Source organism: uncultured Aquabacterium sp. (assembly GCF_913773725.1).
Lineage (GTDB): Bacteria > Pseudomonadota > Gammaproteobacteria > Burkholderiales > Burkholderiaceae_C > Aquabacterium.
This window is the reverse complement of the sequence record NZ_CAJYGK010000150.1, coordinates 22,404-42,263: the sequence shown is the minus strand read 5'-3', so window position 1 is coordinate 42,263 and position 19,860 is coordinate 22,404. Positions and strand designations below refer to the sequence as shown.

At 65.7% G+C, this 19,860-nt stretch carries 14 protein-coding genes; 8 read left to right on the top strand and 6 right to left on the bottom strand.

The window, feature by feature from the left end; translation table 11 throughout:
• The 3 genes from QZ709_RS17915 to aceE all read right to left on the bottom strand — a co-directional run.
• Positions 1-284, bottom strand: a 284-nt coding sequence (locus tag QZ709_RS17915; RefSeq protein ID WP_294638825.1) for a biotin/lipoyl-containing protein, incomplete at its 3' end; no start/stop codon positions are given.
• A 13-nt stretch (positions 285-297) separates the two neighbouring features.
• The gene (aceF, locus tag QZ709_RS17910) at positions 298-1,971 is read right to left on the bottom strand and encodes a dihydrolipoyllysine-residue acetyltransferase (protein WP_294638824.1); all 1,674 of its coding nucleotides are present in this window, start codon (positions 1,969-1,971) and stop codon (positions 298-300) included.
• 111 nt (positions 1,972-2,082) lie between these two features.
• A complete protein-coding gene (gene aceE, locus QZ709_RS17905; protein WP_294638823.1) occupies positions 2,083-4,782 on the bottom strand; it encodes a pyruvate dehydrogenase (acetyl-transferring), homodimeric type in 2,700 nt (899 codons plus the stop codon).
• A 195-nt stretch (positions 4,783-4,977) separates the two neighbouring features.
• Here aceE and QZ709_RS17900 point away from each other — a divergent pair, with 195 nt between their 5' ends.
• The 5 genes from QZ709_RS17900 (at position 4,978) to QZ709_RS17880 (ending at position 11,996) form a co-directional block, all read left to right on the top strand.
• Positions 4,978-7,566, top strand: a complete 2,589-nt coding sequence (locus QZ709_RS17900; protein ID WP_294638822.1) for a PAS domain S-box protein — start codon at positions 4,978-4,980, stop codon at positions 7,564-7,566.
• A complete protein-coding gene (locus QZ709_RS17895; protein WP_294638821.1) occupies positions 7,563-8,195 on the top strand; it encodes a response regulator transcription factor in 633 nt (210 codons plus the stop codon). Before QZ709_RS17900 ends, QZ709_RS17895 begins: the two co-directional genes overlap by 4 nt.
• Before the next feature lie 114 nt (positions 8,196-8,309).
• Positions 8,310-9,173 (top strand): bifunctional methylenetetrahydrofolate dehydrogenase/methenyltetrahydrofolate cyclohydrolase FolD, encoded by an 864-nt coding sequence (gene folD, locus QZ709_RS17890; protein WP_294638820.1) that lies wholly within the window; start codon positions 8,310-8,312, stop codon positions 9,171-9,173.
• A gap of 82 nt (positions 9,174-9,255) precedes the next feature.
• Complete coding sequence (locus QZ709_RS17885) at positions 9,256-11,307, top strand: M3 family metallopeptidase (RefSeq protein WP_294638819.1); 2,052 nt, start codon at positions 9,256-9,258, stop codon at positions 11,305-11,307.
• 26 nt (positions 11,308-11,333) lie between these two features.
• Positions 11,334-11,996, top strand: a complete 663-nt coding sequence (locus QZ709_RS17880) for a DUF4124 domain-containing protein (protein WP_294638818.1) — start codon at positions 11,334-11,336, stop codon at positions 11,994-11,996.
• Between the two features lie 50 nt (positions 11,997-12,046).
• Here QZ709_RS17880 and rpiA read toward each other — a convergent pair whose 3' ends face one another.
• The gene (gene rpiA, locus QZ709_RS17875) at positions 12,047-12,718 is read right to left on the bottom strand and encodes a ribose-5-phosphate isomerase RpiA (protein ID WP_294638817.1); all 672 of its coding nucleotides are present in this window, start codon (positions 12,716-12,718) and stop codon (positions 12,047-12,049) included.
• A gap of 35 nt (positions 12,719-12,753) precedes the next feature.
• Positions 12,754-13,554, bottom strand: coding sequence for a DUF1624 domain-containing protein (locus tag QZ709_RS17870; protein ID WP_294638816.1), 801 nt, complete (start codon positions 13,552-13,554; stop codon positions 12,754-12,756).
• Between the two features lie 76 nt (positions 13,555-13,630).
• On the opposite strand from QZ709_RS17870, the gene QZ709_RS17865 reads away from it, so the two are divergent.
• The 3 genes from QZ709_RS17865 to QZ709_RS17855 are packed head-to-tail and all read left to right on the top strand — an operon-like array spanning position 13,631 to position 17,224.
• Positions 13,631-15,595 carry a U32 family peptidase gene (locus tag QZ709_RS17865; protein WP_294638815.1) on the top strand — a complete coding sequence of 655 codons (1,965 nt, stop codon included), beginning with the start codon at positions 13,631-13,633 and terminating at the stop codon, positions 15,593-15,595.
• A gap of 16 nt (positions 15,596-15,611) precedes the next feature.
• Complete coding sequence (locus QZ709_RS17860) at positions 15,612-16,577, top strand: ATP-binding protein (RefSeq protein WP_294638814.1); 966 nt, start codon at positions 15,612-15,614, stop codon at positions 16,575-16,577.
• Complete coding sequence (locus tag QZ709_RS17855) at positions 16,574-17,224, top strand: response regulator transcription factor (RefSeq protein WP_294638813.1); 651 nt, start codon at positions 16,574-16,576, stop codon at positions 17,222-17,224. The genes QZ709_RS17860 and QZ709_RS17855 overlap by 4 nt, the downstream gene beginning before the upstream one ends.
• 49 nt (positions 17,225-17,273) lie before the next feature.
• On the opposite strand, the gene QZ709_RS17850 is transcribed toward QZ709_RS17855, so the two are convergent.
• A complete protein-coding gene (locus QZ709_RS17850) occupies positions 17,274-19,682 on the bottom strand; it encodes a TonB-dependent receptor (RefSeq protein WP_294638811.1) in 2,409 nt (802 codons plus the stop codon).
• Between the last annotated feature and the right edge of the window lie 178 nt (positions 19,683-19,860).

The window sequence follows — 19,860 nt, the reverse complement described above, 5'->3', positions numbered from 1 at the left end:
GCAGCTGAGGGTGCAGATGCGTTTGCCGGTGCCGAAGCCGCAGCCTCTGCCGCTTCCAGCGTCAGGATCACGGTGCCCTGGTTGATCTTGTCACCCAGCGCGACCTTCAGCTCCTTGACCACCCCGGCATGCGACGACGGGATCTCCATCGAGGCCTTGTCGCTTTCCACCGTGATCAGGCTCTGTTCAGCCTTCACCGTGTCGCCGGGCTTCACCAGCACCTCGATGATGGCCACATCCTTGAAGTCACCGATGTCCGGCACTTGCACGTCGATCATTGCCATGTCGTGCTCCTCATCAGAGCGCGATGCGGCGGAAATCCGCCAGCAGCGACGCGAAGTACACATTGAAGCGGGCAGCGGCGGCGCCGTCGATCACGCGGTGATCCCACGACAGTGACAGCGGCAGCATCAGGCGCGGCTGGAAGGCCTTGCCATCCCACTTCGGCTCGATGGTGCTCTTGCACACGCCCATGATGGCCACTTCCGGCGCATTGATTATGGGGGTGAAGTACTTGCCACCGATGCCGCCCAGCGACGAAATCGAGAAGCATCCGCCCTGCATCTCGGCCGGACTGAGCTTGCCGTCGCGGGCCTTCTTGGCCAGCTCCGACATCTCCTGGCTGATCTGCAGAATGCCCTTCTTGTCGGCATCCTTGATCACCGGCACCATCAGGCCGTTCGGCGTGTCTGCCGCAAAGCCGATGTGGAAGTAGTTCTTGAGCACCAGCTGATCGCCGTCCAGCGAGGCATTGAACTCGGGGAACTTCTTGAGCGCCGCCACGGCCGCCTTGATCATGAAAGCCAGCATCGTGACCTTCACGCCCGACTTCTCGTTCTCCTTGTTCAGTTGAACACGGAAGGCTTCCAGATCGGTGATGTCGGCGTCGTCGTGGTTGGTGACGTGCGGGATCACCACCCAGTTGCGATGCAGGTTGGCGCCCGAGATCTTCTTGATGCGCGACAAGTCCTTGCGCTCGACCGGGCCGAACTTGGCGAAGTCGACCTGCGGCCAGGGCAGCAACCCCGGGAACGCGCCACCTGCCGCGGCGGGTGCGGCCGCAGGCGCCTTGGCCTTCTGCGCGGCGGTCTGCGTGTCGCCCGACATCACGCCCTTGACGAAGCCTTGCACGTCGTCCTGCGTGATGCGGCCCTTGGGGCCCGAGCCCTTCACTTCGACCAGCGGCACGCCCAGTTCACGCGCGAACTTGCGCACGCTGGGCGACGCATGGGGCAGCGCGGCACTCGGCGTGCCAGGCTGATGAGCAGGCAGCGCAGCCGGGGCGCTGGCCACCGCCGGCGCGCCAGCCGGCGCTGGTGCCGAAGCGGCCGCTGGCGCAGCCGGTGCGCTCGGTGCAGCAGCAGGCGCAGCCCCACCGCCAGCGCCTTCGAGCACCACGATCGGCTTGCCCTTGCTGACCTTGTCACCCAGGTTCACCAGCAGGCTCTTGACCACCCCGGCATGCGACGACGGGATTTCCATCGACGCCTTGTCGCTCTCGACGGTGATCAGGCTCTGCTCGGCCTTCACGGTGTCGCCCACCTTGACCAGCAGCTCGATCACGGCAACCTCGTCGAAGTCGCCGATGTCGGGCACCACCACCTCGATGGGGCCGGCCGATGCAACTGCGGCGGGCGCGGGAGCGGCAGCAGGAACTGCCGGAGCCGAGGCCGGGGCCGGAGTTGCAGCAGGGGCCGCTGCAGGCGCCGGAGCGGGCGCTGCAGCCGCTGCTTCAGCAGACTCCAGCACCAACACCACCGAGCCTTCGCTCACCTTGTCGCCCAGCGCCACCTTGAGTTCCTTCACCACGCCAGCGTGGGAAGACGGAATCTCCATCGAGGCCTTGTCGCTTTCCACCGTGATCAGGCTCTGTTCCGCCTTCACGGTGTCGCCGGCCTTCACCAGCACCTCGATGATCGCCACTTCGTCGAAGTCCCCGATGTCAGGGACCTTCACTTCAATCAATGCCATGTTTGTGCTCCGTCACGGACGAAGAAATTGAATGGATCGTGGACCGGCCGGCGCGAACCTGCCACAGGGCAAGCTCACACACACGGCCGGCATCGGCAGCCCGTGACGGGCTCAGGCGTACAGCGGGTTGACCTTGTCGGCCTTGATTCCGTACTTCTGGATGGCCTCGGCCACCTTGGCCGCGGGCACCTTGCCTTCTTCGGCCAGCGCCTTCAGCGCGGCCACCACGATGTAATGGCGATTGATCTCGAAATGCTCGCGCAGCTTGCTGCGGAAGTCGCTGCGACCGAAGCCGTCCGTGCCCAGCACCTTGTAGCTGCGGCCCTTCGGGATGAAGGGGCGGATCTGCTCGGCGTAGTTCTTCATGTAGTCGGTCGAGGCCACCACCGGGCCGTCGAACGGCTGCAGCTGCTGCGTCACGAACGACAGCTTCGGCGTCTCCAGCGGGTGCAGCATGTTGAAGCGCTCCGCGTCCTGGCCGTCGCGGGCCAGTTCGTTGAAGCTCGGGCAGCTCCACACGTTGGCGGTCAGGCCCCAGTCGGACTCCAGCAGCGCCTTGGCCGCGATCGACTCGCGCAGGATCGTGCCCGAACCCAGCAGGTTCACCGCCGGCTTGCCGGCCTGGCCTTCGTCCAGCAGGTACATGCCCTTGAGGATCTGCTCTTCCGTACCCTGCTTCAGGCCCGGCATCGCATAGTTCTCGTTGAGCAGCGTCAGGTAGAAGAACACGTTCTCCTGGTTCTCGACCATGCGCTTCAGGCCATGGTGCAGGATCACGCCCACCTCGTGCGCGAACGACGGGTCGTACGACACGCAGTTGGGGATGGTGCCGGCCAGGATGTGGCTGTGGCCGTCTTCGTGCTGCAGGCCTTCGCCGTTCAGCGTCGTGCGGCCCGATGTGCCGCCCAACAGGAAGCCGCGCGCCTGCATGTCACCGGCCGCCCAGGCCAGGTCACCGATGCGCTGGAAGCCGAACATCGAGTAGTACACGTAGAACGGGATCATGATCCGGTTCGAGGTGCTGTAGCTCGTGGCCGCCGCAATCCAGCTCGACATGCCGCCGGCTTCGTTGATGCCTTCCTGCAGGATCTGGCCGGCCTTGTCCTCGCGGTAGTACATCACCTGGTCCTTGTCGACCGGGGTGTACTGCTGGCCCGCAGGGTTGTAGATGCCGACCTGGCGGAACAGGCCTTCCATGCCGAAGGTACGGGCTTCGTCGACCAGGATGGGCACGACGCGCGGGCCCAGCTCCTTGTCACGCAGCAGCTGCGTCAGGAAGCGCACATAGGCCTGTGTGGTCGAGATCTCGCGGCCTTCCGCGGTCGGCTCGAGCACAGCCTTGAACGTCTCCAGCGGCGGAATGGTGAACTGCTCCTCCGCGCGCGAACGGCGGCTCGGCAGGTAACCGCCGAGGGCCTTGCGGCGCTCGTGCAGGTACTTCATCTCCGGCGAGTCTTCAGACGGCTTGAAGAACGGAATCTTCGGCAGCTCGCTGTCCGGGATGGGGATGTTGAAGCGATCGCGGAAGTAGCGGATGTCGTCGTCCGTCAACTTCTTGGTCTGGTGAACGGTGTTCTTGCCCTCACCGGCCTTGCCCATGCCAAAGCCCTTGACCGTCTTGATCAGCAGCACGGTCGGCTGGCCCTTGTGGTTCACTGCACGGTGGTAGGCGGCGTACACCTTCTGCGGGTCGTGGCCGCCACGGCGCAGCGCCCAGATCTGCTCGTCCGTCATCTTCGAGACCAGTTCGGCCACGCGCGGGTCGCGCTCGAAGAAGTTCTTGCGGACGAAGGCGCCGTCGTTGGCCTTCATGGCCTGGTAATCGCCGTCCAGGATGTCCATCATGATCTTGCGCATGCGGCCATCCTTGTCCTTGGCCAGCAGCGGATCCCAGTCGCTGCCCCACAGCAGCTTGATCACGTTCCAGCCCGAACCGCGGAATTCGCCTTCCAGCTCCTGCACGATCTTGCCGTTGCCACGCACCGGGCCGTCCAGGCGCTGCAGGTTGCAGTTCACCACGAAGATCAGGTTGTCGAGCTTCTCGCGGGCGGCCAGGCCGATCGCGCCCAGCGATTCCGGCTCGTCCATCTCGCCGTCGCCGCAGAACACCCACACCTTGCGGTTCGACGTGTCGGCAATGCCACGGGCATGCAGGTACTTCAGGAAGCGCGCCTGGTAGATCGCCATCAGCGGGCCCAGGCCCATCGACACCGTCGGGAACTGCCAGAAGTTCGGCATCAGCTTCGGGTGCGGGTAGCTCGACAGCCCCTTGCCATCGACTTCCTGGCGGAAATGCAGCAGCTGCTCTTCGGTCAGGCGGCCTTCCAGGAAGGCGCGGGCGTAGACGCCGGGCGACACGTGGCCCTGGAAATAGATGCAATCACCGCCGTGGCCTTCGCTCTCGGCGTGCCAGAAATGGTTGAAGCCGGCGCCGAACATGTGCGCCAGCGAGGCGAACGAACCGATGTGACCGCCCAGGTCACCGCCGTCTTCCGGGTTGTGCCGGTTGGCCTTCACCACCATCGCCATCGCGTTCCAGCGCATGTAGGCGCGCAGACGCTCTTCGATCTCGATGTTGCCGGGGCAGCGCGCTTCGTCTTCGGCCGGGATGGTGTTGACGTACGCCGTGGTGGCCGAGAACGGCATGTCGATGCCGGCCTGGCGGGCGTGGTCGAGCACGGTCTCGAGCAGGTCATGGGCGCGGTTGCGACCCTCTGTCTCGATGACGCCGGACAGGGCGTCCAGCCACTCGCGGGTTTCTTGGGGATCCAGGTCCAGCGAGGCGGACGGCAAAGGATCATGGGCAGACATGGGGTGAGTCTCCTGGTGTAAGTGGCCTTGCGCCCCAGTATGGGCACTTGGCCGGATTCCGAACACGTGGATAAACGCGAGGAATCGGGTCACGATGTCGTTTGACACCCCAGGGGTGGCGAGGCGCCAAACCCAGGCAATATAGCCGGCTTTCCCCCCGATTCCGATGTGGGAGTCCGCACTGATAATCCCGCCATGCCTTTTTCGTCTTCCAGCCACAGCCAGGTGGTACCCGTGATGACCACAGCCGGACAGCCCACGCGCCTGTTCTGGCGCTGGTGGCGCAAACAGAGCCCCAGTCAGCAGGACCGTTACGCCACCCTTGGCCCGCTGGTCTCCGTGCTGCTCTTTCTCGCGGCCATCACCGCGGCGTTCTGGTACCTGCGTAACGAAGAAATCGAACGGGAGCAGGAATCGGTCAAGCGCGACACCGAGGTCGTGCAGCAGCAGATTCGCCTGCGCCTGATCGAAAACCAGGAGCAGTTGCTCCGACTGGCCCGCGATATCTCCATGCGCACGGTCAACCAGGACCAGTTCATGAAGCAGGCGGCCGATTTCGTCCGGGCCCGCCCGGAAGTGATCAGCGTGTCCTGGGTGCAAGCCAACGAGCAGATCCGCGCCAGCCAGTCGACCATGGGCATGCTGCTCGAGCCCGGCCAGGGCATGGACCTCGACCAGTTCAGCCGCCAGCTTGATGTCTACAACCCTCTTCAGGACGTCAAGGAATCCCACAGCGCGTTCCGTCTGGCCCGCGAGCGAAGTCAGCCCGTCTACTCGCAGCCGTACACCAATCCGCTGGCCACGAAGGTCATCCAGGTCCACATCCCCCTGATCGACCGCAGCGGCTTCGTCGGCACCGTGGTCACCGAATACTCGCTCGAAGCGATGATGCGCTACCTGGTGCCGCGCGAGGTGGCCAGCCGCCACGCCATGGCGCTGGTGCGGCTCGACGGCGAAACGCTCACCAGCACCGTGGGCAGCCACACCGAAAGCTCGGCAAAGCCGACCTTCGTCCATGAAGTGATCGTGACCCCGGTCGGCAACGGCCTGATCCTCCGGGGCATGGGGTTCCGCACCTCGTCCAGCCTGATCGGCAGCACCCTGTTCTGGATGGTGGTGGCGCTCTCGGCTCTGACGGTGTGGACACTGATGGGCACCTTGCGCCACATGCGTCGCCGCGCTCAGATCCAGAAAACGCTGGTGCAGGAAACCAATTTCCGGCGTGCGATGGAGAACTCCATGCTGACCGGCATGCGCACCATCGACCTCGAAGGCCGCATCACCTACGTGAACCCGGCCTTCTGCGCCATGACCGGGTTCTCGGAGGCCGAGTTGCTGGGCTGCGTCCCGCCCTACCCCTACTGGCCCAAGGACCGCATCGACGAATTCAACCGCATGTTCCAGCAGGAACTGCTGGGTCGCAGCCCCATGGGTGGCATCGAGGTGGTGATGCAGCGGCGCGACGGCAGCCAGTTCGATGCCCGCATGTACGTCTCGCCGCTGATCGACGCCCAGGGCGATCAGACCGGCTGGATGACATCGATCACCAACATCACCGAGGCCAAGCGTGTCCGCGACCAGCTCACTGCCGCACACGAACGCTTCACCACGGTGCTGGAAGGGCTGGACGCCGCCGTGTCGGTGATGTCCGTGCAACGCGGTGAACTCCTGTTCGCCAACCGCTCCTACCGCCTGTGGTTCGGCGGCAATCCCGATGCACACGCCCAGCTGACCGGCGGCGAGCTGCAGCCCGATTATGAAGGTGAGGCCGATGAAGCCGTGGACAGCTTCGGCGGCCTGCCCGCTCAGGAGCTGACCGCTGCCGGCAGCGACTCCCGCGAAGTGTTCCTCGACACCGTGCAGAAGTGGTTCGATGTACGCGCCCGCTATGTTCAGTGGACCGACGGCAACCTGGCCCAAATGCTGATCGCCACCGACATCACGGCCCGAAAGCAGGCTGAAGAGGCTGCGGCGCGCCAGGCCGAAAAATCCCAGTTCACCAGCCGGCTGATCACCATGGGCGAAATGGCGTCGACCGTCGCCCACGAGCTGAACCAGCCGCTGGCTGCCATCTCCAACTACTGCAGCGGCATGATGAGCCGTGTGCGATCGGGCAACATCGACAACGAACAGCTGATCAGCGCGCTCGACAAGACCTCGCGCCAGGCTCAGCGCGCCGGTCAGATCATCCACCGCATCCGGCAGTTCGTGAAGCGCAGCGAACCTCAGCGGCAGCCCGCGCGCGTGCGCGACATCACCGACGCCGTGATGGAGCTGGCGGTGTTCGAGATGAAGCGCCGCCGGGTCACCCTCAATGCCCAGATCGCGCCGCGCCTGCCCACCATCATGGCCGACCCGATCCTGATCGAGCAGGTGTTGCTGAACCTGCTGAAGAACGCGGCGGAGGCCATCGACGGTGCGCAGATGCCGCAATCACGTCGCCACATCGACCTGCGGGTTCAGCAGAAGGTACTGGACGACCAGGGCAAGGTCGTGGAGTTTGCCGTGCTGGACAGCGGTCCGGGCATGAAGGAAGAGATGCTGGCACGGCTGTTCGAAGCCTTCCATTCCACCAAGGCGGAAGGGTTGGGCATCGGCCTCAGTCTGTGCCGCTCCATCATCGAGTCACACCACGGCCGGATCAAGGCAGAGAACCTCTACAATGGTTCCATGGTCGTCGGGTGCAGCTTCATCTTCACCCTACCCATCGATGCGGTCGGTACCGAGGAGTTCCAGGACTCCCTCCCGCCCCCTTCCAACGACTTGCTTGCCGATAACCCATGAGCTTGATTCCGAAAAAAGGCACCGTGTATGTGGTTGACGACGACGAGGCCGTGCGCGATTCGCTGCAATGGCTGCTCGAAGGCAAGGACTACCGCGTGCGTTGCTTCGACTCCGCCGAATCGTTCCTGGCCCGATTCGATCCGCGTGAAGTCGCCTGCCTGATCGCCGACATCCGCATGGACGGCATGAGTGGCCTTGAGTTGCAGGACAAGCTGCTGGAGCGCAAGTCCCCGCTGCCCATCGTGTTCATCACCGGCCACGGCGACGTGCCCATGGCCGTGAACACCATGAAGAAGGGCGCGATGGACTTCATCGAGAAGCCTTTCAAGGAAGACGCGCTGGTGGCCCTGGTCGAGCGCATGCTGGATCAGGCTCGTGCGGCCTTCTCGCAGTCGCAGGAAGCAGCCAGCCGGGAAGCCCTGCTGTCCCGCCTGACCACCCGCGAGGCGCAAGTGCTGGAACGCATCGTGGCCGGCCGCCTAAACAAGCAGATCGCCGATGACCTGGGCATCAGCATCAAGACCGTGGAAGCCCACCGCGCCAACGTGATGGAAAAACTCAACGCCAACACGGTGGCCGATCTGCTGAAGATCGCCCTGGGTGCCAACGCCCCGGCTGCAAGCAAGTAAACCCATCTGACAGGAGACCGGTCGACCCTTCCCGTGTCTCGTATCAAAAGGCCGCCCTCAGCGGCCTTTTTCCTTTCCGCTTTCCGATTACCCCCCTTCTGCCCTGGAGTACCCATGACCGCCCAACTGATCGACGGCAACGCCCTGTCCAAGCAACTCCGCAGCGAGGTCGCCGAACGCGCCGCTGCCCTGACCGCCCGAGGCATGAAGCCGGGCCTCGCCGTCGTGCTCGTCGGCGACAACCCGGCCAGCCAGGTGTACGTGCGCAACAAGGTCAAGGCCTGTGAAGACGTCGGCTTTCACTCCGTGCTGGAAAAGTACGATGCCAGCATGACCGAGGCCGAGTTGCTGGCCCGCGTCGAGGCGCTCAACAACGACCCCAGCATCCATGGCATCCTGGTGCAGCTGCCCCTGCCCAAGCACATTGATGACCACAAGGTCATCGAGGCCATCTCGCCCCTCAAGGACGTCGATGGCTTCCACGTCGCCAGCGCTGGCGCCCTGATGGTGGGCGAAGTCGGCTTCAAGGCCTGCACGCCCTATGGCTGCATGAAGATGCTCGAATCGATCGGCATGAAGGACCTGCGGGGCAAGCACGCGGTGGTGATCGGCCGCTCGAACATCGTCGGCAAACCCATGGCCATGATGCTGCTGCAGGCCAACGCCACGGTCACGGTCACCCACAGTGGTACGGCAGACCTGGCCCACCACACCCGCCAGGCCGACATCGTCGTGGCCGCCGTGGGCAAGCGCAACGTACTCACGGCCGACATGGTCAAGCCCGGCGCTGTGGTCATCGACGTGGGCATGAACCGCGATGACGCCGGCAAGCTGTGCGGCGACGTCGACTTCGGAGGCATCAAGGAGGTGGCTGGCTACATCACCCCCGTGCCCGGCGGGGTCGGCCCGATGACGATTACCATGTTGCTCGTCAACACGATGGAAGCAGCCGAGCGTACCGCTGCCCAACGCGCCTGACGCCGAAGCGACCGACTGCCCTCGGGCAGTCTCCATAGCGACACAACGGGGGGCCGCCACCCGTGGCCCCTTGAAGGACACCATGAGCACCAACCCCTTGCTTGACACCACCGGCCTGCCGCTTTTCGACCAGATCAAGCCAGAGCACGTCACGCCCGCCATGAACGTGCTGCTGGCCGAGGCCGAGGAAGCCCTGGCCAAGGTGACCGGTCCCGACGTGCCGGCCGACTACGACGCCCTGTCGCTGCTGCTGGATGTCGCCACGGAGAAGCTGGGGCGCGCCTGGGGCGCCGTGGGCCACCTCAACAGCGTCGCTGACACCCCCGAGCTGCGTGCGGCCTACAACGAGAACCTGCCACGCCTGACCGAGTACTACACCCGCCTGGGCTCGGACGAACGCCTCTACGCCAAGTACAAGGCCCTGAACGAGGCGCAACAGGCACTGCCCGCCGAGCAGCGCCTCAGCCACGCCCGTCAGCGGGCGCTGGACAACGCGCTGCGCGGATTTGTACTGGGTGGCGCCGAGTTGCAGGGCGAGGCGAAAGCACGCTTTGCGGCCATCCAGGAGGAACAAGCGGCGAAGTCGCAGGCTTTCTCCGAGCACGTGATGGACGCCACCGACGCCTACGCCTACTACGCGCAGGCCGACGAACTGGCCGGCGTGCCGACCGACGTCGTGGCCGCCGCACGGACCGCAGCAGAAGCGGAAGGCAAGGACGGACACAAGCTCACCCTGCATATGCCGAGTTACCTGCCGGTCATGCAGTACGCCACCCATCGGCCGCTGCGCGAGACGCTTTACCGCGCTTACAGCACCCGCGCATCCGAGTTCGGTCCGGCCGACAAGGACAACTCCGGCCTGATGCGTGACATCGTGGCCCTGCGCCAGGAAGAGGCCCAGCTGCTGGGTTACCAGAACTTTGCTCAGGTTTCGCTGGTGCCCAAGATGGCCACCAGCCCGGAACAGGTCATGGACTTCCTCTTGGACCTCGCCAAGCGGGCCCGCCCGTTTGCCGAGAAGGACATGGCCGAGCTGCGCGCCTTCGCCAAGGACGAATGCGGCATCGACGACCTCCAGGCCTGGGATGTAGCCTTCGTGAGCGAAAAGCTCAAGGAAGCCCGCTACGCGTTCAGCGACCAGGAGGTAAAACAGTACTTCACCGAGCCGACGGTGCTTAAGGGCCTGTTCGGCCTGATCGAAACCCTGTTCGAGGTTCAGATCAAGCCGGACACCGCCCCGGTCTGGCACGAGTCGGTGCGCTTCTTCCGCATCGAGCGCGCTGGTCAGCTTGTCGGCCAGTTCTATCTCGACCCCTACGCCCGTCCTGGCAAACGCCCGGGTGCGTGGATGGACGACGTGCGTGGCCGCTGGAAGCGCCCGGACAACGGCGCCACGCAGACCCCCGTGGCCCATCTGGTCTGCAACTTTGCCAAAGGCGTGGGTGACAAGCCAGCCCTGCTGACGCACGACGACGTCACCACCCTCTTCCATGAGTTCGGTCATGGCCTGCACCACATGCTGACCAAGGTCGACGACATCGGGGTGGCGGGTATCAGCGGCGTCGAATGGGATGCGGTCGAGCTGCCCAGCCAGTTCATGGAGAACTTCTGCTGGGAATGGGACGTGGTGCAGAAACTCACCAGCCACGTGGACACGGGCGAGCACCTGCCGCGTACGCTGTTCGACAAGATGACCGCAGCCAAGAATTTCCAGAGCGGCATGCAGACGCTGCGGCAGATCGAGTTCGCGCTGTTCGACATGCGCCTGCACGCTCAGCCGGGTTGCGAGGCCGATGTGCAAGCGGTACTGGATGCCGTGCGCAAGGAAGTGGCGGTCAACATTCCCCCGGCTTTCAATCGATTCCAACACAGCTTTTCACACATCTTTGCAGGTGGCTACGCAGCCGGCTACTACAGCTACAAGTGGGCTGAGGTACTCTCGGCGGATGCCTATGCGGCGTTTGAAGAAGCGGCAACCAACGCGCTCGGCGTGCTCAACCCGGAGGTGGGCCGTCGCTACCGTGAAGCCATCCTGGAAGCCGGCGGCAGCCGCGCGGCCATGGACAACTTCAAGGCCTTCCGCGGTCGTGAGCCCCGGATCGATGCGTTGCTGCGCCACCAGGGCATGAGCTGAACCCATACGCCCACACCGTCTCATCGATGTACCGCAAACCTGCACTGTTCATCCCGGCATCCCTGCTGCTCGGGGCTTCGGCCCTGATGCTGGCCCTGCCCGCCTGGGCCCTCTACAAGGTGGTCGGACCAGATGGCAAGGTGACCTACACCGACCGACCTCCGCCCAATCAGCCAGCGCAGGCGCTCAAGGCCGATGGCAGTCCGGTTTCCGCGGACAGGTTGCCCTACGCCCTGCAGCAGGTGGTCGGCCGCTATCCGGTCGTGCTGTACACGGGACGGGGATGTGCGCCGTGCGACGCGGGTCGCCAGATGCTGAAAGCGCGCGGTGTGCCTTTCACCGAGAAAACGGTCACCACGGCGGAAGACGCGAAGGCCTTACAGCGCGCCGAGAACACCGACGGGCTGCCGGTGCTGCGCGTGGGCTCCAAGCAACTGCAGGGTTATTCCCACAGCGAGTGGGTGTCCTATCTGGATGCTGCGGGCTACCCGGCGCAGTCGGCCTTGCCTGCCACCTACCAATGGCCTGCACCGCAGCCACTGGTCGCGCCTGCGCCCGTGGCCGGTGAGGCGTCGGGGGCCGCTGGCACGGGCGGCCGCCCCATGTCCACGGTGGAGCCGGTGCAGCCGGTGCCCTCGGGAGGCAATGGGAACCGGGGCGGCAGCGCGCCCCCCGGGTTCCGGTTCTGATCAGCCAGTGATGTGTCCACCGGTGCGGCACCCACCGCACCGAGGCGGCGTCAGAACTGGAGGGTCTTGACGCCCTGGCTGGTGCCCAGCAGGCAGACGCTGGCCTTGTTGCGGGCAAACACACCCACCGTCACCACGCCGGGAATCTGATTGACATCGGATTCGAAGCGCGCCGGATCGGTGATCTGCAGGCCAGTGACGTCAACGATCAGGTTGCCGTTGTCGGTCGTGCAGCCCTCGCGCACCTTGCCCTGCCCGCCCAGCTTGGCGAAGGCGCGAATGACCTGGGCAGCGGCCATCGGGATCACCTCGACCGGCAGCGGGAACTTGCCGAGCACCTGCACCAGCTTGGATTCGTCGGCAATGCAGACGAACTGGCGGGCCAGATCGGCGACGATCTTTTCGCGGGTCAGGGCGGCGCCGCCACCCTTGATCATGTTGCCGCCGTGGTCGATCTCGTCGGCGCCATCGATGTAGACGCCGAGTTCGGTCACGGTTTCAGCGGGCAGCACCGGGATGCCGAGCGCCTCCAGGCGCTGCGTGCTGCGCACCGAGCTGGAGACCGCGCCCACCACCCGCTTCGGGTCGGTCTTGAGCGCCTCGCCCAGCGCGTCGATGAACTTGTCGACGGTCGAGCCCGTGCCCACGCCCACAATGCTGCCGGCTTGCACGTAATCCAGGGCCGCGCGGCCCACGAGGGTCTTCAGTTCGTCTTGCGTCATCGGGAACGTCCTTCGGTGAGGGATGGAGCAACGCCTCAGGCCGGGATTGCGCGGCCGGTCAGCGTCATCCAGGCGGCCAGCGCACCGATCAACAGCGGCTGGTGCACCATGTAAAAAGTCAGGCTCCAGCGACCCAGCGTGCTCAACACACGCGGAAACAGGGGCGTCTGGGCGGGGTGCGTATTGTCGCCTGAAGCGCGTGTCGCAGCATCCGAGCCCTGCAGCCAGCCGGGTCGATGGGCGAGCATCCACTGCGTGGCAGCCAGCCCCCACCACATCACGCCGAGCCAGGGCAGCAGCGGCACGTGGTCTTCGGTGATGGGCTTGCGGGTCATGAGCCCGGTCCAGTCCAGCCACGCTGCGTCGAACACCGGATGCTGGAACACGTGCGGCAGCACGATGGCCACTGCGCCCGCCACCCACAGACCCCGTCCCCAGCCCGCGGTCAGGCGCGCCACCAGCAGCATCACCGCCATGCCGTGCAGCACGCCGAAGTAGATGAAGCTGCGCGGAAACATCGCCATGCTGCCCAGGGTGACGAGCAGCGCACAACCGGCCACCTGCGCCCAGCGACGCCAGAACCGCGCCCAGGTCTGCCCCTGGTGCACCGCAATGGCCTGCCCTGCCCCGGCGCACAGCAGGAACAACGACAGGATGCAGGTGCGCTGGGTGGTCCACAGCGGGTCGGCGTAGAAGTTCGCCTGGATCAGCCGCCAGTTGGCCAGGTCGAAGCAGAAATGGAAGGCGGCCATCCACAAGAGGGCCAGGCCACGAAGGCGGTCCAGCCGGTCAAACCGGGGCGATGCGAGGGGATGAAGGGCGGAACGGGCGACCATGGCGTTAGTATCTGCGGTTTGGCGCCCTGCCCCTCCGGGTTGCGCGCTGCTGTCCCCTTTGCTCTTTGCGCCTGCCATGCCCGCTTCCCGCCACGAGATCGAACTGCTCGCCCCCGCCAAGACCGCCGACATCGGCATCGAGGCCATCAACCACGGGGCCGATGCCGTCTACATCGGCGGACCCTCGTTCGGCGCGCGCAGCAATGCCAGCAACGAAGTCAGCGACATCGCCCGGCTGGTGCAGCACGCCCACCGCTACCACGCGCGCATCTTCACCACGCTGAACACCATCCTGCGCGATGACGAACTCGAGCCCGCCCGCAAGCTGATCTGGCAGCTGTACGACGCCGGGGTCGACGCGCTGATCGTGCAGGACATGGGGCTGCTGCAGCTCGACCTGCCGCCCATCCAGCTGCACGCCAGCACGCAGACCGACATCCGCACCGTCGAAAAAGCGAAGTTCCTGCAGGACGTGGGCTTCAGCCAGATCGTGCTCGCGCGCGAGCTGACGCTCAAGCAGATCCGAGACATCGCGGTGAACACGCACGCCAACATCGAGTTCTTCATCCATGGCGCGCTGTGCGTGGCTTACAGCGGCCAGTGCTTCATCAGCCACGCCCACACGGGCCGCAGCGCCAACCGGGGCGACTGCTCGCAAGCCTGTCGCCTGCCCTACAACGTGCTGGACGACGGCGGCCAGGTCGTGGCCTTCGAGCAGCACGTGTTGTCGATGAAGGACAACGACCAGAGCGCCAACCTGCGCGCACTGATCGACGCCGGCGTGAGCTCGTTCAAGATCGAGGGCCGCTACAAGGACATGGGCTATGTGAAGAACATCACCGCCCATTACCGCGTGCTGCTCGACGAGATCCTGGAAGAGCGCCCGGAACTGGCGCGTGCCTCGGCCGGCGAGTGCACCTTCTTCTTCCAGCCCGACCCGGACCGCAACTTCAACCGCGGCAGCACTGACTACTTCGTGAACGGCCGCAAGGAAGACATCGGCGCGTTCGAGAGCCCGAAGCACCTGGGCCTGCCGATCGGCGAGGTGGCCAAGGTGGGCGACCGCTGGTTCGACGTGGCCCTCAATCCCGAGGAGGCCGAATCGATCGAGAACGGCGATGGCCTCAACTACCTGACGCTGACCAAGGACATCGTGGGCGTGCAGGTGAACACGGCCGAGCCGGTGGGCAAGGCGGGCCGGCTGTGGCGCGTGTTCCCCAATGAAGAGATCGCGGCCCTGCCCGACCTGAAGTCGGGTGTGGCCATCAACCGCAACCGCGATCGCGCCTGGGAAAACCTGCTCGGCAAGAAGTCGGCGGAGCGCCGCATCGGCCTGTGGATGAACCTGGCCGACACGGCCGAGGGACTGAAGCTGACGCTGACGGACGAAACCGGGCATGTGGGCGACGCGAGCGTGGTGTGCGACAAGCAGCCCGCGCAAAATCCGGAGCGGGCCGAAGCCACCTTGCGCGAGCACCTGGGCAAGCTGGGCACGACGATCTTCCAGGCGCACGAACTGACCCTGAGCATCGCTCAGCCCTGGTTCGTGCCGGCGTCGATCCTCAACAGCCTGCGCCGCGATGCCGTGGCCGCCCTGGAAGCCGCACGTGCAGCCGCCCTGCAGCGCCTGCCACGCGCCGAGCCGATCGACCCGCCGGTGCCGTATCCGGAAGACACCCTGACCTACCTGGCGAACGTCTACAACCACGCGGCCCGCGATTTCTACGCCCAGCATGGCGTGAAGGTGATCGAGGCGGCCTACGAAAGCCATGAAGAGCTGGGCGAAGTCAGCCTGATGATCACCAAGCACTGCGTGCGCTTCTCCTTGAGCCTGTGCCCCAAGCAGGCCAAAGGCGTGACAGGCGTGCAGGGCACGGTGAAGGCGGCGCCGCTTCAGCTGGTGAACGGCAAGGAGAAGCTGACGCTGCGCTTCGACTGCAAGCCCTGCGAGATGCACGTGGTGGGCAAGATGAAGAAATCGGTGCTCAACCAGGTCGCTGCGGCACCCATCCAGTTCTACCGCACGCGCCCGGGCGCCTGACGAACGGCAGGCAGGCATGCAGTTGCAGACCTCAGGAGGATGGCATCGGGACGCGATCGCCGTGGCGGTGGTCGTGCTGTCGTTTTTCCTGCTGGCGGGCCAGGTGGAACTGTTCGAGCAGGTGCTGGCTTTCACGCGCATGCACGAACGCTGGCAGCTGGACGAGGTGCCGCTGTCGCTGGTCTGCCTGTCGCTCGGACTGGTGTGGTTCAGCTGGCGTCGGGTTCACGAAGGACGCCAGGTGCTGGCCGCCCGCATCGCAGCCGAACAGCAGGCTCAGAAACTCCTGACCGACAACCGCGAACTGGCACAGGCCCTCATCCGCGTGCAGGACACGGAACGCCGCGCGCTGGCCCGCGAACTGCACGACGAGTTCGGTCAGCATTGCACCGCGATCCGAGCCGACGCCCGCTACATCGGGCGCGCCACCGCAGACGCCGCGATGCAGGACAGCGCGGCGCGCATCGACCAGTCGGCAGAGCGCCTGCACCTGCTGGTCCGACAGATGCTGGACCGTCTGCGGCCGCCTGACCTGGACAGCCTGGGGCTGGAAGCCGCCGTGCAGGCGCTGTGCGAGCGCTGGGAAACGCAGACGGGCATCGGGTGTGCGTTCGTGCCGCGGGGCGTGGCCGATCTGGGCTCGGGCTCAGGATCCCGGCTGCCCGACGACGTCGCCGTGACGGTCTACCGCCTGGTGCAGGAGGCGCTGACCAATGTGGCCCGGCATGCCGGCGCCACGCACGTGCAGATCACGCTGACCCCTTCACCAGTGGCGCATGCCGTGCGCCTGCGCATCGTGGACGACGGCTGCGGGCTGAACGACGCGGGCACGCTCTCAGACGCCTCGCGGCGCGGCGGCCACGGCCTGATCGGCATGCGCGAGCGCGTTGCCGCGCTGGGCGGTACGCTTGCTCTGCGCCCCGCAGAGGGCGGCGGCTTGCTCATCGAAGCCGATCTGCCCTGGAGGGAGGCTCAGACATGAACCGGATTCGCGTGCTCCTCGTTGATGACCACCCTGTTGTGCGGGCCGGGTACCGGCGCCTGCTTGAACAGGACGGCGACATCCACGTGGTGGGCGAAGCCGCCGATGTGGACGAGGGCAGTGTGGCGTGGCAACAGTTGTCGCCCAGCGTGCTGGTGACCGACCTGTCGTTGCCCGGTGCAGGCGGCATCGAACTGCTGCGCAAGGTGTTGGCGCGGGACCCGCAGGCCCGTGTGCTGGTGTGCAGCATGTACGACTCCGCGCAGATGGTGCGACGCGCACTCGACAGCGGCGCGCGCGGTTTCGTCAGCAAGAACGCGCCGCCAGACAGCCTGGTGGCTGCCGTGCGCGCCGTGGACCGCGGGGGGCGCTACCTCAGCGAGGACATTTCCCCCGCCTTGCTCAACCGCGCCGAACAGGATGAAGCCGACCGGCTGGCAGCGCTGAGTCAGCGGGAATTCGAGATCTTCCGCCTGCTGGCGGAAGGCCACTCGCCCGCAGAGTGCGCTCGCCTGCTGTGCCTCAGCCCCAAGACGGTGGCCAACAACCAGACCCAGATCAAGGACAAGCTGGGTGTCTCGACCTCGGCGGCGCTGGTGCACCTGGCACTGAGGCACGGCGTGATCGACGGGCGTCAGCCGCGCTGACGGCCCGTCCTGCGCGCACCCCGGAGCCTCGGCCCCGGGTGGGGCCGTATCACAGCGCCCAACGCAGCGTCAGCCACACCGTCCGCGGCGCGCCCGGTGCATAGAAGGTGGTGCCGATGCCGCCCGCGTCGGTGTACGAGCCGTTGGCCGTGAAGGCCCGGGCGCCCAGTTGCCCCGCCGTGGCGTAGCGACGATCGAAGAGGTTGTTCACGCCCACGCGCACGCTGACGCCCTCGCCGAACTGATACCGCGTGTGCAGGTTGAACACGGCATAGCCTGCCGAGCGCCCCGAGCCGAAGGTGGTGACCCCGTCGGCACGGTGGGCGTTGTCCTCGTTGCCGCGCACATAGCTGCCTCCGCTGGCCTGCATGTCCAGGCCAACACGCCACGCGCTGCTCAGGTCGTAAGCCACATGGGCCTTCAGCAGCTGGGACGGAATCAGCGGGATGCGGTCACCGGGGTTCACGACGATGGCGTTGTCCGTGTTCGCGTTGCTGTGGTACTCGCTGCCCACTTCTTCGCGGCTCTGATAGGTTGCCTTCATCCATGTCAGGTTGAAGCCACCCGTCCAGGCACCCTGTCGACCAGAGAGGCCGGCTTCCAGGCCTTGACGGCGTGTGCGCCCGAAGTTCTTGAAGTACCCGGTCGAGGCATTGTTGGCCACGAACAGGATGTCGTCGGTGTTGTCGCCCAGGAAGGCCCCCAGGTTCCAGTTCCATCCGCCCTGCAGCACGCCACGCACGCCGGCCTCCCACGTGTGGGAGACCACTTGCTTGAGTGGCGGATCACCGGCCATGGAGTTGGGCAGGCGGCAGCCGAATTCCGGGTCGGCACAACCCAGTTCGACCGAGGTCGGTGTGCGGCTGCTCTCCGCATAGCCGGCGTACACGTTGTAGGTCGGGCTGGGGGTGAAGCTCACGCCCAGCGCCGGGTTGAAGCGACGGAAACGGTGGTTGCCGTCCAGTGAGCCCCGCTGTTCGCCTTGCGTCGTGGCGTTGTTGTACGGGAAGAGCTGGTCGGTGTTCTTCAGGCGCGTGTCATTGAAGCGGCCTGACGCCGTGACGTGCCAGCGGTCACTGAGCGAGAGCGTGTTGCTCCCGAACAGGCTCCACGTCGACACGCGGCCCTTGAGCCGGACGCGGGCGTCGAAGGCATCCTCGGAATCCTGCGTGCCGTCGGCGTAGGCATCGACCAGGGTCAGGGAGCGGTCGGCGTTCAGGTAGCCGAACTGGGAGCCCTGCGTGAAGTTGAGCCGGCTGGTGTCAAAGGCCGCACCCAGGACACCCTGGTTGCGCATGCCCGCCAGAGTGCCCTGCAGGCTGAGTTGCCCCTGCAGCCCCATGTTGCGCTGACTTGTGCGCGTGCGGGTCGCGATGCCGGAGCAGGTCTCGTTCGGCTCGCCGTTGACGGCAGCCTCGGCCACGCAGTCCTCCGGCGTCGCCCCCGCGCCGATCACTTCTTCGTTCAGATCCCCGTTGAAGGTCCGCGTGCGCGTCTGCCGCCAGTACGCATTGCCTGTCAGCACGGCCTGGTCCGACAGAGCGTGCTTGAGCTGCAGGTTCAGCTGCGTGGCGCGATTGCGGGTCTGATCCGGCTTGGTAAAGACGCTGTTGTGGTCGGCGCGCAGCATTTCCTGCTGCTGGAGCCCATTGCCAGTGAGATTGGAATCGGCATGTGCCAAGCTCAGTCTGACGTCGGTGGCGCCTTCGCGCCAGCCCACCTTGCCGAAAAACTGCCCGACACGGGTGGGTGAGTCTTCTCGCCAGCCGCTTTCACGGTATGCCGTGCCGGCCACGAACCAGTCCAGCCCCTTGTCGTTGGCACCGCCGTGTTCAAGCCCCAGGCTCGTGCGTCCGTACTGCCCCAGACCCAGCTCCAACACCGAGCCCGCATGTCGACGGCCATCTTTCGTGTCGATCGACAGGGCACCGCCCAAGGTGTTCAGACCGAACAGTGGGTTGGCACCGGGCATCAGGGTCACGCCTGCAATGGCGGCTTTGGGAATGAGGTCCCACAGCACCACATCGCCGAAGGCCTGGTTCTGCCTCACACCATCCACATACACCGACAGCCCCTGCGGTGTGCCCAGCAAGGGCGACGCCGTGTAGCCCCGGTAGTTCACGTCCATCATGTACGGGTTGCCCTGCACCTCGTTGACATGGACGCTACCCAGACGGCGGTTCAGGAACTCGCTGAGATCGAGTGCACCGCTGTCGAGCAGTTCACGAGCGGGCGCCGACTGCACTGGCGCCGGAAACAGGGCGCGGCTCAACCCGATGCCCGGCAGCGGTGTCGTGCTGACCGCAGCCACCATGGGCAACTCTGCGGGTGCGGCCTCTGCGGCCACGGTAGCTTGCGCAAGACACAGGATGCTGCAGGCCAGCGCCACAGCATGGGGACGGATCAGCGCATGGGGCTGGCGCGGGGACACGGTCGGGTTGTGCACGGACTGTCGCACGGAGGCTCCTCGTCGTTGGACGCGTTTTTTGTTGACGTTCGCAGTGTCCGCATCGGGCGATGGCCCACACAGGGAAAAATTCCCTTACCCCTGTGTCAGGGCGTGACACGGCGGGATAACCCCGAGACGCTGCCGATCACCGAAGCGTCACACCGGTGTCGCGTCCGTGTCATCGGTC

Excerpts from the sequence above, each read along its gene's own strand:
- rpiA (WP_294638817.1), bottom strand. The coding sequence starts at position 12,718 with ATGACGCAAGACGAACTGAAGACCCTCGTGGGCCGCGCGGCCCTGGAT.
- aceF (WP_294638824.1), bottom strand. The coding sequence starts at position 1,971 with ATGGCATTGATTGAAGTGAAGGTCCCTGACATCGGGGACTTCGACGAA.
- aceE (WP_294638823.1), bottom strand. The coding sequence starts at position 4,782 with ATGTCTGCCCATGATCCTTTGCCGTCCGCCTCGCTGGACCTGGATCCC.
- QZ709_RS17865 (WP_294638815.1), top strand. The coding sequence starts at position 13,631 with ATGCCCGCTTCCCGCCACGAGATCGAACTGCTCGCCCCCGCCAAGACC.
- QZ709_RS17870 (WP_294638816.1), bottom strand. The coding sequence starts at position 13,554 with ATGGTCGCCCGTTCCGCCCTTCATCCCCTCGCATCGCCCCGGTTTGAC.
- QZ709_RS17900 (WP_294638822.1), top strand. The coding sequence starts at position 4,978 with ATGCCTTTTTCGTCTTCCAGCCACAGCCAGGTGGTACCCGTGATGACC.
- QZ709_RS17885 (WP_294638819.1), top strand. The coding sequence starts at position 9,256 with ATGAGCACCAACCCCTTGCTTGACACCACCGGCCTGCCGCTTTTCGAC.
- QZ709_RS17855 (WP_294638813.1), top strand. The coding sequence starts at position 16,574 with ATGAACCGGATTCGCGTGCTCCTCGTTGATGACCACCCTGTTGTGCGG.
- QZ709_RS17880 (WP_294638818.1), top strand. The coding sequence starts at position 11,334 with ATGTACCGCAAACCTGCACTGTTCATCCCGGCATCCCTGCTGCTCGGG.
- QZ709_RS17860 (WP_294638814.1), top strand. The coding sequence starts at position 15,612 with ATGCAGTTGCAGACCTCAGGAGGATGGCATCGGGACGCGATCGCCGTG.
- folD (WP_294638820.1), top strand. The coding sequence starts at position 8,310 with ATGACCGCCCAACTGATCGACGGCAACGCCCTGTCCAAGCAACTCCGC.
- QZ709_RS17895 (WP_294638821.1), top strand. The coding sequence starts at position 7,563 with ATGAGCTTGATTCCGAAAAAAGGCACCGTGTATGTGGTTGACGACGAC.